General features: G+C 71.2%; 15 protein-coding genes. 11 read left to right on the top strand and 4 right to left on the bottom strand.

Going from position 1 to position 14,487, the window contains the following annotated elements:
• Window positions 1-48: 48 nt before the first annotated feature.
• Window positions 49-1,179, bottom strand: coding sequence for a hypothetical protein (locus ACPCJR_RS07000; RefSeq protein WP_391511406.1), 1,131 nt, complete (start codon window positions 1,177-1,179; stop codon window positions 49-51).
• A gap of 667 nt (window positions 1,180-1,846) precedes the next feature.
• Between ACPCJR_RS07000 and ACPCJR_RS06995 the strand changes: the two genes are divergently transcribed.
• Window positions 1,847-2,440: a phage tail protein gene (locus ACPCJR_RS06995; protein ID WP_391511407.1), complete on the top strand. Its 594-nt coding sequence runs from the start codon at window positions 1,847-1,849 to the stop codon at window positions 2,438-2,440.
• Between the two features lie 36 nt (window positions 2,441-2,476).
• On the opposite strand, the gene ACPCJR_RS06990 is transcribed toward ACPCJR_RS06995, so the two are convergent.
• Window positions 2,477-2,797 carry a DUF6916 family protein gene (locus tag ACPCJR_RS06990; protein ID WP_391511408.1) on the bottom strand — a complete coding sequence of 107 codons (321 nt, stop codon included), beginning with the start codon at window positions 2,795-2,797 and terminating at the stop codon, window positions 2,477-2,479.
• Between the two features lie 108 nt (window positions 2,798-2,905).
• Here ACPCJR_RS06990 and ACPCJR_RS06985 point away from each other — a divergent pair, with 108 nt between their 5' ends.
• The 5 genes from ACPCJR_RS06985 (at window position 2,906) to ACPCJR_RS06965 (ending at window position 8,517) form a co-directional block, all read left to right on the top strand.
• The gene (locus tag ACPCJR_RS06985; protein ID WP_391511409.1) at window positions 2,906-3,958 is read left to right on the top strand and encodes a GNAT family N-acetyltransferase; all 1,053 of its coding nucleotides are present in this window, start codon (window positions 2,906-2,908) and stop codon (window positions 3,956-3,958) included.
• The gene (locus ACPCJR_RS06980) at window positions 3,955-4,209 is read left to right on the top strand and encodes a hypothetical protein (protein ID WP_391511410.1); all 255 of its coding nucleotides are present in this window, start codon (window positions 3,955-3,957) and stop codon (window positions 4,207-4,209) included. The genes ACPCJR_RS06985 and ACPCJR_RS06980 overlap by 4 nt, the downstream gene beginning before the upstream one ends.
• Window positions 4,179-5,159: a sulfotransferase family protein gene (locus ACPCJR_RS06975; RefSeq protein ID WP_391511411.1), complete on the top strand. Its 981-nt coding sequence runs from the start codon at window positions 4,179-4,181 to the stop codon at window positions 5,157-5,159. The genes ACPCJR_RS06980 and ACPCJR_RS06975 overlap by 31 nt, the downstream gene beginning before the upstream one ends.
• Before the next feature lie 707 nt (window positions 5,160-5,866).
• Window positions 5,867-7,699 (top strand): Hint domain-containing protein, encoded by a 1,833-nt coding sequence (locus ACPCJR_RS06970; RefSeq protein ID WP_391511412.1) that lies wholly within the window; start codon window positions 5,867-5,869, stop codon window positions 7,697-7,699.
• Between the two features lie 146 nt (window positions 7,700-7,845).
• Window positions 7,846-8,517 carry a hypothetical protein gene (locus ACPCJR_RS06965; protein WP_391511413.1) on the top strand — a complete coding sequence of 224 codons (672 nt, stop codon included), beginning with the start codon at window positions 7,846-7,848 and terminating at the stop codon, window positions 8,515-8,517.
• A gap of 18 nt (window positions 8,518-8,535) precedes the next feature.
• Here ACPCJR_RS06965 and ACPCJR_RS06960 read toward each other — a convergent pair whose 3' ends face one another.
• Window positions 8,536-9,642 carry a glycosyltransferase gene (locus ACPCJR_RS06960; protein WP_391511414.1) on the bottom strand — a complete coding sequence of 369 codons (1,107 nt, stop codon included), beginning with the start codon at window positions 9,640-9,642 and terminating at the stop codon, window positions 8,536-8,538.
• Window positions 9,643-10,024: 382 nt separating this feature from the next.
• Between ACPCJR_RS06960 and ACPCJR_RS06955 the strand changes: the two genes are divergently transcribed.
• Window positions 10,025-10,195: a hypothetical protein gene (locus ACPCJR_RS06955; protein ID WP_391511415.1), complete on the top strand. Its 171-nt coding sequence runs from the start codon at window positions 10,025-10,027 to the stop codon at window positions 10,193-10,195.
• Between the two features lie 230 nt (window positions 10,196-10,425).
• Here the strand turns inward: ACPCJR_RS06955 and ACPCJR_RS06950 are convergent, their stop codons facing one another.
• Window positions 10,426-10,731 carry a hypothetical protein gene (locus ACPCJR_RS06950; protein ID WP_391511416.1) on the bottom strand — a complete coding sequence of 102 codons (306 nt, stop codon included), beginning with the start codon at window positions 10,729-10,731 and terminating at the stop codon, window positions 10,426-10,428.
• A 126-nt stretch (window positions 10,732-10,857) separates the two neighbouring features.
• On the opposite strand from ACPCJR_RS06950, the gene ACPCJR_RS06945 reads away from it, so the two are divergent.
• The 4 genes from ACPCJR_RS06945 to ACPCJR_RS06930 all read left to right on the top strand — a co-directional run bounded on the left by ACPCJR_RS06945 (window position 10,858) and on the right by ACPCJR_RS06930 (window position 14,293).
• Entirely contained in the window at window positions 10,858-11,106 is a 249-nt protein-coding gene (locus tag ACPCJR_RS06945; RefSeq protein ID WP_391511417.1) for a hypothetical protein, read from the top strand.
• 52 nt (window positions 11,107-11,158) lie between these two features.
• Entirely contained in the window at window positions 11,159-11,521 is a 363-nt protein-coding gene (locus tag ACPCJR_RS06940) for a phage holin family protein (RefSeq protein WP_391511418.1), read from the top strand.
• A gap of 141 nt (window positions 11,522-11,662) precedes the next feature.
• Window positions 11,663-11,926: a hypothetical protein gene (locus ACPCJR_RS06935; RefSeq protein WP_391511419.1), complete on the top strand. Its 264-nt coding sequence runs from the start codon at window positions 11,663-11,665 to the stop codon at window positions 11,924-11,926.
• A gap of 288 nt (window positions 11,927-12,214) precedes the next feature.
• Entirely contained in the window at window positions 12,215-14,293 is a 2,079-nt protein-coding gene (locus tag ACPCJR_RS06930) for a caspase family protein (protein WP_391511420.1), read from the top strand.
• The last annotated feature ends 194 nt before the right edge of the window (window positions 14,294-14,487 follow it).

The raw sequence follows: 14,487 nt of genomic DNA, 5'->3' as shown, positions 1-14,487 counted from the left end.
CCGGCGCCCCTGTTCCTTCGGCCCCCGGAATGAGGGGCCGGTCTTCGATCAGCGGCCGCTCATGCCGCCGCCGCCCTCGCTGCCGCCGCGGGCGCCGCCTTCCATGCCGCCGCGCTGGGCGCCGCCACGCTCGCCGCCCGTGCGGCCACCCATGCCGCCGCCCTGCTCGGAGGCGTTGCGGACGCCCTCGCGCGCGCCGCCCTCGCCCCGCATGCCGGCATTGCGCACGCCGTCGCGCTCCATGCCCTGACCGCGCTCCATCGACCGGCCGCCGCGCTCGCCGCGGGCCTGATCGGAGGCGCGAATCCCCTCGCGCTCGCTGCCGCGCGTCTCACTGCGACGGCTCTCGCTGCTGCGCAGGTCGGTGCGGGTCGCGGAGCCGCGGACCTCGCTGCGCTCGCGGAAGCCCGCATTCACCGTGCCGCCGCGCCGCTCGGTGGTCGAGACGGTGGTGGAGAGGCGGCGATATTCCGGTGAGCCGTACACGACGCGCTGGCCGCGGATGGTGACGTAGCGGCGCTCCTCGCCCACGCTGACGAGGCGGCGGTACTCGGGCGAGCCGTAGATCACCCGCTGGCCGCGGATGGTCACGTAACGGCGCGGGCCGGTGCTGCGGCGCTCGGTGACGATCAGGCGGCGGTACTCGGGCGAACCGTAGACGACGCGCCGGCCGCCGATGAAGACGGTGCGGCCCTCGCGGCGGTAGCCGCCATCGACCGTGGTCGAGCGCACGTCGGTGCGGCTGCTGACATGCGTGCGGTCATGGACGCGGTCGTGGCCCCGCTCGACGCGCTCGCTGCGCGATCCGCTGCGGATCTCGTCGCGCCGCTCGCCGCGCGCGGCGCTCTCGCGGCGCTCCCCGCGGCCGTCCATGCCCCGCTCCGCGCCGCGCTCGCCGCGGGCCATCTCGCCGCGTGTGCCCTCGGCTCGGCCCATCTCGCCCCTCGCCGTGTCGCCGCGGGAGGCGCCGCGCTCGCCGCCCATGGCGCCCTCCCCGCCTCGGGATTCGCCGCCTCTCGCCTCGCCGCCCCTGGCCTGCGCACCGCGCTCCCCGCCGGAGGACTGGGACTGCTCGGCTCCGGCCCGGGCGCCGCCGCGCTCGCCGCCCGTCGCCGCGCTCTGCGCATAGACCGACGTGCTCATCAGCAACGCAGCCAACCCCATTGCAACGGTCTTCATGACGTCACCTCCGAATTTGTAAGACGCCTCGAAACGTCGGAAGCGGCGAAAGGGTTCGCGCAAAAAATCCGGGGTCGAAAGAAGGCTATTCGCGGCGACGCGAAGCGGCGGATGTTGCGTAAGCTTGGCCGTTCGTGCCCGAATTCTGGCAATGGCGCCGGGTTTCGTCTTGCGGTGATTGCGGCGCGATCCGCCCGACCTGGGCCGGCGTGCGGGTCCGGGACGTGTGTCGCCCGCCGATCTGGAGTCTCTCGCGGCCCGGTGAAATGCGCCTTGCCAATGCAACCTTAGCATTGTATCTTGAAGTACGGACTCAGTGCCGACAAGATTCGTCCGGAATAATGGATAATAATTATCAATTATCAATTTGCTCATGCAGAGATAATTGCTTTTGAGCACTATGTAATGTTTCAGCAATGACGATAATTTGGAAATTAAGTTTTCAAGAACTTTATAATATGTCTGATGTCAACTTCCCGTGCATCGATTTCGTCATGATTTATAATTGATATGATTGGCATAAATTTGTATGTAAAGTAAATTATTCACATCGTCAAATAATATCCATTGATGATCTGGCGACGATAGCAGTCAACATCGAAGTTTGATTGATGAAGGTGCGGCGGATCGGCGATTCGTGCCGTCCGGCTTGCGGGAGGAGGGACCCTTGGACGCGTTTATGGGATTGATCTGTAATTGGGCGCCGAACTTCGCGCCGCGCGGATGGGCCTTCTGCCAGGGGCAACTGCTCCCCGTCGCCCAGCAGACCGCAATGTTCTCGCTCCTGGGCACGACCTATGGCGGCAACGGGCAGACCACCTTCGCTTTGCCCAATCTCTTGGGCCGGGTCGCGGTGACCGTCGGCCAAGCCCCGGGAGGCGCTTCTCACGTGCAAGGCGAGGCCGGTGGCTCCGACAGCGTGACGATAATGATGAGCCAGATGCCGATGCACACGCACACCGCGATGCCGAACCTGACCGGGGGGGCGATCCCCGCTACGACCGCCGCGGCCACCGTGGCCGGTCCGGGCAACGGAAACATCCCGGCCGGGCTGAGCGGCGAGACTTCGGATGGCGTAGCCGTCACCGTCAACGGCTACGCGCCCGCCAGCACCGCCAACACCACGCTGCCGGCCGGACACGTCACGGGCACCATCACCGTCGGGATGGCCGGCGGCTCCCAGCCGCTGCCGATCATGCAGCCCTATCTGGTGCTCCAGTCGATCATCTGCCTGCAGGGCATCTTCCCGTCTCGGAACTGAGCGTCCGGCGGCCCCGCCCCGGCGGGGCCGCGCCCTTCAGTTGAAGACCGCCTCGTAGAAGCGCAGGTGCCGGGTGCGCGCGATGTCCTCTTCCGGCGGCACGACCGGGGACAGGAAGATCCCCTCGATCAGGCCCCGCCCGGGATGCGCGATGGTGTAGAGCGTGCTGCCGAGCGCCGGCTCGCGCGGGGCCGCGAACAGGATGGCGAAGGGCTGGCGCCGCACGAGCGAGGTCCGCAGGTAGGGCGAGAGCCGCGCATCGAGGAGGGTGATCTCGACGCGCCCACCGCTGCCATGGAGATCGAAGGCTTTTCCGCGGTAATCCTTGAAGTCTTCGTAGGTCAGCTGGTCGAGCATGCTTCTTTCTCTCTCGTATCTTATGGATAAATCTGTAGAGATGAGTGCAGCGAAAGAAAAGTCGGTCGCACAAAAAGTCTTCGCCCCTGCCCCGTTCGGGCCGCACCGGTGAGTGGGCCGGCCCTGCGCCCCGAGGTGCCGGAGGACGAGGCCTTCCTCCGCGCCCTCTTCGCCGAGGAGGCCGTGCCCGCCCTGTGCGCGGCGGGACTCGACGGGCGTCAGGCCGAGCAGCTCGCGGCGATCCAGCACCGGGCGCGCAGCGAGGGCTATCGCGCTCAGTTCCCAGAGGCGCGCTTCTCGATCATCCTGCACGACGGCGTGCCGGTCGGCCGCCTCGTCGAGGACGAGGCCGCGGCCCGGATCGTCGACATCGCCGTCCTGCGGGCTCGCCGCCGCCACGGCGTCGCGCGGGCCGTTCTCGCGGAGGCGCAGGCGCGCTGGTGCCGCGCCGGGCAGGCGGGGCAGGCCAGCGTGCTGGCGGGCAACACCGCCTCGCTGCGCCTGTTCGAGGGCCTGGGCTTCCGCGCGCATCCGCGCGCCGACCGGCCCGACATCGCCCTGGTCTGGGCGCCGGCCGCGTCCGGCAGCCCCGTTCCCGACCGGCTGCGCCTGCCGCTCGTGTTCGATCCTGCGCCCCTCCGGCGGGATCTCGATGCGCTGGCGGCCTCGGGCTGGATCGCGCATTTCGTCACCGGCAACTACACGGGCGACTGGAGCGTGATCCCCTTGCGCGGCCCGGCGGGCGCGACCCATCCCGTCGCCATGGCCTATTCCGACCCCGCGGCGGCGGCCTTCGCCGACACGCCCTTCCTGGCGCAATGCCCCGCCTTCGCCGCGGTCCTGACGGCCTTCGCCTGCCCGCTCCAGGCGGTGCGGCTGATGCGGCTCGGCCCCGGCGCGGTGATCCGGGAGCACCGCGACCACGATCTCGCCTTCGAGCAGGGCAGCGTGCGCATCCACGTGCCCGTCGTCACCAATCCCGAGGTCGAGTTCCGCCTCAACGGCCGGCCGGTGACGATGGAGCCCGGCAGCGCCTGGTATCTGCGGCTGTCCGATCCGCACGCCGTCGCCAACCGCGGCGCGGCGGCGCGCATCCACCTCGTCATCGACGCGGGCGTGAATCCGTGGCTCGCCGACCTGTTCGGGCGGGCGCAGGCATGAGCCCCGATCGCGCGGGCGCAGGCATGAGCGGAGCGGAGGAGGCCGACCCGTTCGAGGCCTTCCGCCGGGAGGTCTTCGCCGATCCGGCCCTGCAGGACCGCCTTCTGCCGCTGGCCGACATCGACGCGTTCTGCGCGGAGGCCGCCGCGCTGGCGCGGGCGCGGGGCCACGCCCTCACGACGGCCGAGGTGGCGGCGCGCCTGCGCGCGGGACAGACGACGTGGCTGACGCCCTGGCTCCCGATCCTCTGACCCTGGCCGGCTGGACGCCGTTCCGCGCAGGGTGGTGCGAGGGGCGGATGGTCGTGGACTGGTGCCGCCTCGGCGAGCGCCGGCTGACCGAGCCGTTCTTCTACGAGAGCGTGGCGCTGGCGATGACGCGGCCCTTCAACATGGCGTTCCAGCGCCGGACGGAGGCCGGCATCCTGGCGCGCCTTCCCCCGGGCCTGCGGCCGGACGGCTTCATCTTCCACATGACGCGCTGCGGCTCGACGCTCGCGGCCCAGATCCTCGCCGCCTCGCCGCGCAACATCGTGATCTCCGAGGCCGCCCCGCTGCAGGCCGCCCTGCAGGCCGACCGCCACGGTCCCGCGGGCGCGGAGTCGTGCGCGGCCTGGTTCGCCGGCCTCGTCAACGCCTACGGGCAGCCGTGTCACGCGGGGCAGGCGCGGCTCTTCGTCAAGTTCTCGGCCGCCGACCTGTTCTCCCTCGACCGCATCCTGCGCGCCTTTCCCGACGTGCCCTGGCTGTTCCTCTACCGCGACCCGGCGGAGATCCTCGCTTCCTTCGCCCGGCAGCCCGGCGACGCGTTCATGCGCGGCGCGATCCCGCCCGAAGCGCTCGGCCTCGACCCCGCCGACCTCTTCACGCTGCCGCGTGCCGGCTACCGCGCCCGCTGCCTCGCGGCGTTCGGCCGCTTCGCCCTGGCCCATCCGCGCCGGGATCGCGGCCTCTTTCTGCGCCACGACGACCTGCCCGAGGCCTTGCTGACGCGGATGACCGCCCATTTCGGCATGGCTCCCGATGCGGAAGAGGCCGGGCTGATGCGGGCGGCGGCCGCGCGGAACGCCAAGCGGCCCGCCCTCGCCTACCGCGACGACCGCGCGAAAAAGCGGAGCGAGGGCGCCCCCCTGATCGCGGGCGCCGAAGCGATCCTCGGGCCGATCCTCGAGGCTCTCGATGCCGCCCGCGGGCGGGCCTGACGGCCTGGATCGAGGCGGGGCACGGTGCCTGAGGGGCGATGGCGACCCGCCGACGCCTTCGGCATCAGTGCCGGGCGGGCGTTCGGCCGCCGGATCGATCCCAGGGGGCTTCCGCGTTGCCGCCGCGCCGCGCGAAGCCGGCCCGTGGCCACAACTCGATGTTGCGAGAGAGCCACAATCAGCGGATCGTTTCCCGCCTCGATTTCAATCACCGGTGCGGTCTGATAACGTGCTAATCATCCGCTTCGGAAGATGGCACCTGTGCGATCTGACGTAGCGATAAGACTGATGTCTATTCGGTCAACGGCGGAAGCAGGGGCTGGACTTGGATGGCAAGCGGCATCATCAATATCAAAGGGTCGTTTATCAGTGCCCAGAATGCGGCCGACACCAGTACCTTTGCGGCTTCGACCGTCCTGTTCTACAGAAATTCCACTGCGACCGATCTTGGGGTCTATCTGGGGTCGACGCTCTCGCAGTTTCCGGTCGGAACCTCCACGGCAGGCGGTAACGAGACAACGATCAACATCTTCTCGTACACGGCCTCCCTGCCGGTCGGCACCTACGATCCGAGCGCCGGAACGGGAATTGTCGCCTACGTCGTGTCTAACAACGCACAACAGTTGCTGACGACTGCCAGCTTTTCTTCCCGCTCCGGTGACTACTCGATTCAGGGGCAAGACGGGTCTACGGCGGGGTTTGCTACGTTGTCCCAGGGGACGACTGCACTGGGCGGCCCCAACAACTCCACCAATCCCTTCTACAAAATCGAGTATGGCGCGATCACCGTGACGCCGACCGGCGCCACCGGGCCGACGGGTGCGACCGGAGCGACGGGTGCAACCGGAGCCACGGGCGTGACGGGAGCGACCGGTGCCACAGGAGTGGGAGCCACAGGCGCAACCGGAGCCACGGGCGCGACCGGTGCCACGGGCGTGACCGGTGCTACGGGAGTGGGCGCGACCGGTGCCACCGGCGCCACGGGTATTCAGGGTGCGACCGGTGCCACCGGCGCCACGGGTATTCAGGGCGCGACCGGTGCCACGGGCGCCACAGGTCTTCAGGGTGTGGCCGGTGCCACGGGTGCCACGGGTGTTCAGGGGGCGACCGGTGCCACGGGCGCCACAGGTATTCAGGGCGCGACCGGTGCCACGGGTATCCAAGGCGCCGCCGGAGCGACGGGCGCCACGGGTGCGACAGGAGTGGGCGCGACCGGAGCGACGGGTGTGACCGGTGCCACGGGCGCGACGGGTTCGGTCGGTCCGACCGGCGCCACGGGGGCGGGTGCCACGGGCGCGACCGGAGCTACGGGTATCCAAGGCGCGACCGGTGCCACGGGCGCCACGGGTGCGACAGGAGTGGGCGCAACGGGTGTGACCGGTGCCACGGGCGCGACCGGTGCCACGGGTATCCAGGGCGCCACCGGAGCAACGGGCGCGACGGGTTCGACGGGCGCCACGGGAGCGGGTGCTACGGGTGCGACCGGTGCCACGGGTATCCAGGGCGCCACCGGAGCAACGGGTTCGACGGGCGCCACGGGGGCGGGTGCCACGGGTGCGACCGGTGCCACGGGCGCAACGGGTTCGGTCGGTCCGACCGGTGCTACGGGGCCCACGGGTGCGACCGGTGATACGGGCGCGACGGGTTCGGTCGGTCCGACGGGTGCGACCGGTGCCACGGGTATCCAGGGCGCCACCGGAGCAACGGGCTCGACGGGCGCCACGGGGACGGGTGCGACCGGCGCCACGGGTGCCACCGGCTCGGCCGGTCCGACGGGTGCCACGGGCGCCGTCGGTTCAACCGGAGCGACGGGCCCAACCGGAGCCACGGGCGATACAGGCGCGACGGGTGCCACCGGCCCCACGGGGGCGACCGGTCCGGAGGGACCCACGGGTCCGGTCATCTGCTTCACGCCCGGCACCCGCATCGCGACGCCCGAGGGCGAGGCGGCGATCGAGACCCTGCGGCCCGGCGACGCCGTGCGCCTCGCCGACGGCGCCGTCGCCATCGTGCGCTGGATCGGCCGCCGCCGCCTCGACCTGCGGACGCATCCGCAGCCGGCGAGCGCCCACCCGGTGCGGATCGCCGCCGGGGCCTTCGGCGGGGGCCTGCCGCGGCGCGACCTCGTCGTCTCCCCCGGCCATGGCCTCTACTGCGACGGCAGCCTCATCCCCGCGATCTGCCTCGTCAACGACCGCACGATCACGCGCGTGGCGGTCCCGTCGGTCGAGTACCTGCACGTCGAGCTGGCGCAGCACGCGCTCCTGCTCGCCGAGGGGCTGCCCACGGAAAGCTATCTCGACGTGGACAACCGCGGCTTCTTCGAGAACGGCGGGGCGCCGCTGATCCTGCACCCGACCTTCGCGGCGATGGCGCATGAGGGGGGCTGCGCGCCCTACGTGATCGCCGGGGCCAAGCTGAAGGCGGTGCGGGCGCGCCTCGACCGGCTGGCGCAGGCCGGGGCTACGGAACGGGTGGCGGAGCAGCCGGCGGGCACCGGCTGGCGGGCACGCCTCGGCTTCGGGCGCCGCGTCGCCTGACCAGACCGCGCGGCGCCGGATTTTCCCGGCGCCGCGCCGCACCCCGCGGGCGAGGCGCGCTTCGCTGCCGGGCTCGCCCGCATCCCGGCCCGGGGGCCGTCCCCCGCCGCGCACAACCCCGTGCGGCCTCAGCCCAGACGGATGTGATGGTCCTGCGGCTTCGTCGGTGGAGAGCGGCGGCCCGTGCCTGGGCCGCGCAGGTCCGGCTGCTCAGGGAGCGGCGCCTGATCGCCGGCTCCGGGCTGTTCGACGAGTCGCTCTACCTCTTCGAAGCCCCCGACGTGATGCGGGAGGCGGCGGAGCCGATCGAGCATTTCTGCCGCTTCGGCTGGCGCGAGGGCCGGCGGCCCAACCTCTACTTCGATCCGCTCTGGTATCGCGAGCGCTATCTCGAAGGCACCGACCGCAACCCACTCGTGCATTACCTCACGGCCGGCGAGCGGGCCGGCTGCCGCCCGGTCTGCTACTTCGACCCGCACTGGTACGCGCGGACCTACGGATTGCCGCGCCGGGCCTGCGCGCTGGCCCATTACCTCGCCCATCGGCGCAGCCAGCGCGTCGCGCCGAACCCGGATTTCGATCTCGCCTTCTACCTCGACCGCTACGGGGCCGAGATCGGCCCGAACCGCGATCCCTTCGCGCACCACCTGCGCTTCGGGGCGGCGCGCGACCTCGACCCGTCGCCGCATTTCGATGCGGGGCGCTACCGGCGATCCAGGATGGCGGGTCCGCCGCCCGAGGCGCGCACGCCCTGGGCGGCGGCGGATCTGCGCGTGCCTCTCGTGCACGCCCTCGCCGCGCGGGAGCGCCGCCGCTGAGGGCCGCGCCCGTCACGGTCACGGGGCCGGCGGCAATCTGTCGAGAGCAAAGCGCATGTTGGCCAGGAAGCGGCGGTGCTCGGCCTCCGGCACCCCTCCGCCTTGCAGGGCGCGCAGGCAGGCGTCGAGGCATTCGCGGTAGCGCCCGCACCAATAGGCGTTGACCGCGAACTCGTCGTAGAGGCCGTAGGCGTAGATCCAGCTCTCGACGAAGAGCCCGTCCGCCGGTGCCGGCAGGCCGAGTGCCGGCTCGGCGACGGACCGTCCCTGGGCGTAGCGGAGCAGGGCGCGGCAGAGGCGGCTGGCGGCGTGGGCGGCCTCGGCCCGCCCCGGCACGGCCGCGCTGGCCCGGGCATAGGTCGCGAGGATGAGGTCGGGGGGGCGGCCCAGCCGCTCCATCATCCGCCCGGCCTGGAGCAGGCTGACATAGACCTCCTCGACCCAGTGCCCGAGTTCGGCCCGGCGCAGATAGGCCTCCAGCGCCTCGGCGAACTGTCCGCAATCGCGGTAGCTCTGCCCGAGATAGAAGGTGTAGCGCGCCACGAGGAGCGGATCGGTTTCCGTGCGCAGCGCCCGCTCCAGCACGGCGGCGTCCCTGGCATAGGTCGTCGGATCGGTGCTGCGCGCGCCCTCGTGGTGGATGCGCATCAGGATCGGCAGATGGTCCTGCGTCACCGCCTCCGGGCAGTCGAGGAACTCGTGCAGGACGCCGCGATAGCGCCAGGGGAGCGCGCTGCGGATCAGCTGCGGCCGGCGATAGGCCGTGCCGGCATAGGTGATGTCGATCGTGTAGGAATCGGCCCAGAGCGCGGGAAGCGCGTCGCCGGGGGCGAGGACCAGTTCGTCGTCGGCGTCGATGATGAGCGTGTAGTCGCCGTGGCCCCGCGCCAGCGCCAGGGCTTCGGAGCGGTTATGGGCGAAGTCGCGCCAGGGCCGCTCGATCACCGCGCCGGGCAGTCCGGCCATCGCCGCGCGCACGCGCTCCTGCGTCCCATCGGACGAGCCGGTGTCGACGACGATCCAGCGGTCGATGATCGGCCGGACCGAGGCGAGACAGCGCCGGATGACGTGCGCCTCGTTCTTGACGATCATGCACAGGCAGACGGTCTGGCCAGTCGGCGTCACGGGAGGAGGCCTCACAGGTGGAAGAGGGCGCGGCTGCCGGAGCTTGGCGTTCGCGCGCCGCCGGACCGGTTCCTGCCGTGATTGTCGGAGCGAGACAACCAGAACGTTAAGCGGCGCGCCGGTTCGCGGCGTGTTTTTGCGGGTGTCGTGGCCCTCCGCCCGCACCGACGACGACAGGTCCTGGGCCGGCACGCTCCGGCCCCCACGCCCGGTCGGCCCTCATGCCCGGTTTCGGACGCGCCCGCCCGGGATGGCGACCCGGGGAACACGGCCCGAGACCGGCCGCCCAGCGCCTGCGGCTCTCTGCCTCCGGGCGCGGCGCCTCATCAACCCTTCATGAACCCTTCCGCCCTCCGCCCGGTTGGCCCGGCGGAGGTGCATCATGAGCGATCCGTCGAAGCGGAACGAGAGCGGCAAGCCGGACGAGGTCGAGGCGCCGGATCGTCCGCGCCTGACCCCGCAGGGCCATAGCTCCGGCACGGTCTCGGGCGAGGACAGCACCGATCCGCGGGGCGGTGCGAAGGAGGGGCAGGGCGACAAGGCGGAGGGCTGAGCGGGCTCGGCCCCACCGGGACGCGCGCGAGCGCTGCGCCCGACCACGTTGGGGCGGGGCGCAGCTCTCAGTCTTTGTTGTGCCGCGCTTTCTTTCGACGAACCGGTGTCCGCTTCGTCGGAATGCGCTCTAGACCATCGTGCCGGATACCGTATCCGGCACGATGTTCCAGCCTCTTGTTTCGCATCGTCTTTTTCCGAAAGCCGGCGGCCACCTTTCGGGACGATGCTCTAGCGGCCGAGCGGATACCGGGCCGCCTCGGGACCGACCTGACGGTCATAGGAGGCGTGGCAGGGCGGCACGTAGACCCAGGCGGCCAGCGCCGGCGGCAGGCCGAGGCGGCTGAGATCGAGGCCGCAGCTCGGTCGGCGCATCTGGCCGTAGGCCAGATGCGTGGCCGCGATCTCCGGGCTCTCGAAGCAGCCGAGCAATTCGTTGTCCCAGAGCACGGCGTAGCAGGGCCGGCCGGCCAGAGAGGTCGGCTCGATCCGGAACTCGCCCTGGAAGGTGTCGTACAGCCAGCACTCTCGGGGCATCGGTGCCTCCTCGGAAGTATTTTTCTCTTCAACCTCGCGCCCTGAAATATCGTTCAGGGCATCGGTCCCGCGCAAGCGCCGATCTCGGGCGTTGCGCCCCCGCAGGACATCGCTCAGGTTGAAGCCATGGCCGACGATGTCTCGCCTCAACGCCCCCTGCCCGAATGCCTGACCCGGTTCCTCGCCGAGCCGGGACCGCGGCAGCCGGTCCGCCGGCCGCCCGAACGCGTGGCGGAGAGGCCGGCCGTCGCCAAGCCGCCCGGCCCCCAGCCTTCCTCCTCCAAGCGGGCCCTGCAGATCGTTCTCCTGTGGGCACTGGGCTACAACCTCTTCGGATTTGCGATCATCGTTCTGCTATGGCGGAGCATGAACTGAGCGGCGCTCCCCGGGAGCGCGAGGGGGGTGGGATGCGGCCGAGGAAGCGCCTGTGAGCGAGCGCAGCGACCGGAAGGTCCGACCGGACGAAGACCCGCGCACGACCGCCGTCCTGATCCTCGTCGCCGTCCGGGAGAGTGCTGCCCATCTCGGCCGGATGCTTCGGCTGGCGCGCATCGAGATCCGCGGCAATCTGCGCGCGCTCGCGGCGCTGGTCCTGCTGTTCGGCGGCGCGCTCCTGCTCGTCCTCGTCACGCTGGCCCTGCTGCTGATCGCGTTGCGGGATGCCCTGGCGGTGCTGATCGGCAACGAGGCGGTTGCGAGCCTGATCGTCGCCCTGCCCTTCCTCACGGCCACGGCGATCCTGACCTGGGCGGGCGTCCGGCGGATGAGCCTGCGCGCGTCGCGGGCCTGAGCGGATCCTCCCGCCGGAGATCGCCGGACCGGTCCGCGCGAGAAAAATCGCTTCCGCGAAAGCGCCCCCCGCGAAAACCGGTCTGGCCGGTCCATGGCCCAGGCGAGGGCGGCCGATGCCGCCTCGTCAGGGAGATGCACCATGAGAACGGTTTCGATCCTCGCCTTCGTCGGTCTGGTCCTCGCGGCGGCGCCGGCCCTCTCGCAGGAAGCGGCCGGGGAGCCGGCCAGCCGGGGCAACCAGGAGTTCCTCGGCGTCGATCTCGACAACGGCGGCGTCTACTACAACGGCCGCAACTCGGGCCGGTACTGCCTCTACCGCACCGTCGAGGTGTTCAACCGCTACACCGGCTATGTCGAGGCCCGACGCGTCCGCCGCTGCGGGCGCGGCCTCTACCTGCCGTAGGGGAGAGCGCGATGCTGCTGGCCGCGCTCTCGCCCCTCCATCTGGCCGCCCTCGGCTTGATCTTCGCGGTGATCGCGGGATGCTGAAGGCCGGATTCGACCCAGGTCGGGCGCGCAGCCGATGCGCTCGGCGCGTTCCGCGGTTGGCCGCGATCGAGCCGCCCGTCGGGCCCCGGGGGCGACATTGTTTCCCAATCCTCGCCGGGCTAACCCTGCCCCGGGCAGGGACGGCGCCGGGTGAGCGCTCCGATCGAGGACAGAAATCCCGAACACAGACGGGGAGACGAGTGTGGCGAGACAGGCATCCATCCGGGCCATCCGATCGGCCGCGGCGGCGCTTCTGACGATGCTCTGCCTCGCCCTGCCGGCGCGGGCGGCCCCCGATCCGGCCCCTTTCGCCGACAACGCCGACTCGGTCGCGGTGGTGATCGGCAACCGCAGCTACAAGCAGACGGTCCCGGTCGATTTCGCGCACAACGACGCCGACGCGATCCGTGCGTATCTCATCGAGCGCCTCGGCTACCGCGAGAGCAACGTCTTCGTCCTGAAGGACGCGACGCTCAACGAATTCAACCAAGTCTTCGGCACCGAGCGCAACCCGCAATCGGGCCGGCTCTGGCGCAACGTGCGCGAGGGCCGCTCCAACGTCTTCGTCTACTATTCCGGCCACGGCGTGCCGGATCTGGCCACCAAGCAGCCCTTCCTGCTGCCCGAGGACGGCAACCCGAACCAGGGCGAGAGCGGCTACAGCCTGGAGACGCTCTACCGCAACCTCGACCTCGTGAAGCGCAAGATCGGCGCGGAGCGCCAGCTCGTGGTCATGGTCGATGCCTGCTTCACCGGTGAGACCGGCCGCAAGGGCGAGAGCCTGCTCGCGGTCTCGGCACCCGGCTTCGCGCCGGCCCGGCCGAAGGCGCAGAGCGGGATCGTGCGGCTGGTCGCCACCTCCGGCGCCAGCCCCGCGAACTGGGACGAGCCGAACCGGCTCGGCCTCCTCACCAGCCGCTTCCTCATGGGCGTCTCGGGGCTGGCCGATGCCAAGGAGGGGCCGAGCGGCGGCGACGGACTTGTCGAGTGGCCGGAGCTGAAGCGCTACCTCGCCCGCGAGGTCGAGGAGGCGGCGCGGCGCGCCTCGGGCCGCGAGCAGGTGCCGGAGATCGACGACGCGCCGATCGTGCTCAAGGCCTCGCTGCCCGTGGCGGCGGTGTCCGGCGGCGTCGCCGCGATCCGCGACGAGGCGGCGTGGCGCCGCGCGGAAAGTCTCGGCACCCGCGAGGCCTTCGAGGCCTATGTCGGCGCCTGCGGCGAAACCTGTGCCTACCGCCCCCAGGCGATGGACCGGCTGCTCGCCGGCCGCAAGCGCGACGCGGCGGCGATCGACCAGGAGAACTGGACGCGGTTCGGGGCGCAGCGGCAGTATCAGGCCTATCTCGATTCCTGCGGCGAGGTCTGCGCCTACCGCTCGATCGCGGAAGGCTATCTCGGCGGCGCGAACCCGAGCACCGACCCGCGGGTGAAGCGCTGCGATGAGCTTGCCGCGGGCACCGACGATCCCGACCGCCCCAACGGCGTGAGCGGGGTCAAGCTCGGGCGGATCGAGGCGTCGGCCGCGATCGAGGCCTGCCGCGGGGCCTCCGCCGCCTATCCGCAGCTGCGCCGCCTCGCCTACCAGCTCGGCCGGGCCTACGACCGGGCCGACCGCTCCAAGGAGGCGTTCTCCGCCTACGACCGGGCGGCCAAGGCGGGCAGCGTCTCGGCCATGAACAACCTCGCCACGCTCTACGAGAACGGCCAGGGCGTGAAGCGCGCGCAAGCGGAAGCCTTCCGGCTCTACCGGCAGGCGGGCGAGGGCGGCAACGTGGTGGCGCTCGCCAACGCCGCCCGGATGCTCGAATACGGCAACGGCATCCCCAAGAACGAGGCGCAGGCGGTGGCGCTCTACAAGCGCGCGGCCGAGGGCGGCGACGTGCCCTCGATTTCGAAGCTGGTGCCCCACTACGCCACCGGCGCCTACGGCTTCCCGAAGGACCTGCGCCAGGGCTTCGATCTGTTCCGGCGCGCGGCCGACAAGGGCGATCCCGTGGCGATGGCGACGATGGCCACGCTGATCGACAACGGCTTCGGCCGCTTCTTCCCGGGCGTGCGCTCCGCCGACATGGTGCTGCGGGCCCTGAAGAAGGGCGAACTCGGCGCGGCTTCCGTCTCGGCCACCGACACGGCGGCGCAGAAGCTGAAGCCGGAGACGATCCGCAGCGTCCAGCGCGCGGTGAAGGAGGCGGACTATTACTCGGGGGCGCTGGACGGGCGCTTCAACCCGGTCTTCGTGCGGGCGCTGGACCAGTACGCTCGGGCGAACGAGACCGAATGAGAGGGGTCCGGGCCATACTCCCTCCCCCCTCTGCGGGGGAGGGTGGCCCTCGCGTCGGCGAGGGTCGGGAGAGGGGAGCGGCGGGGCAGGATAGGGCTGCGGCCGTCCCGTCGGCTTCGCCCTTTTCGTTCGCGCCGCTCCCCTCTCCCGTCGCCCTTCGGGCGCCACCCTCCCCCGCAGAGGGGGGAGGGAAC

The organism is Methylobacterium sp. NPDC097929, assembly GCF_049543375.1.
Taxonomy (GTDB): domain Bacteria; phylum Pseudomonadota; class Alphaproteobacteria; order Rhizobiales; family Beijerinckiaceae; genus Methylobacterium.
Note: the sequence above shows the minus strand (reverse complement) of the source record. Positions and strands in the feature narration are given on the sequence as shown.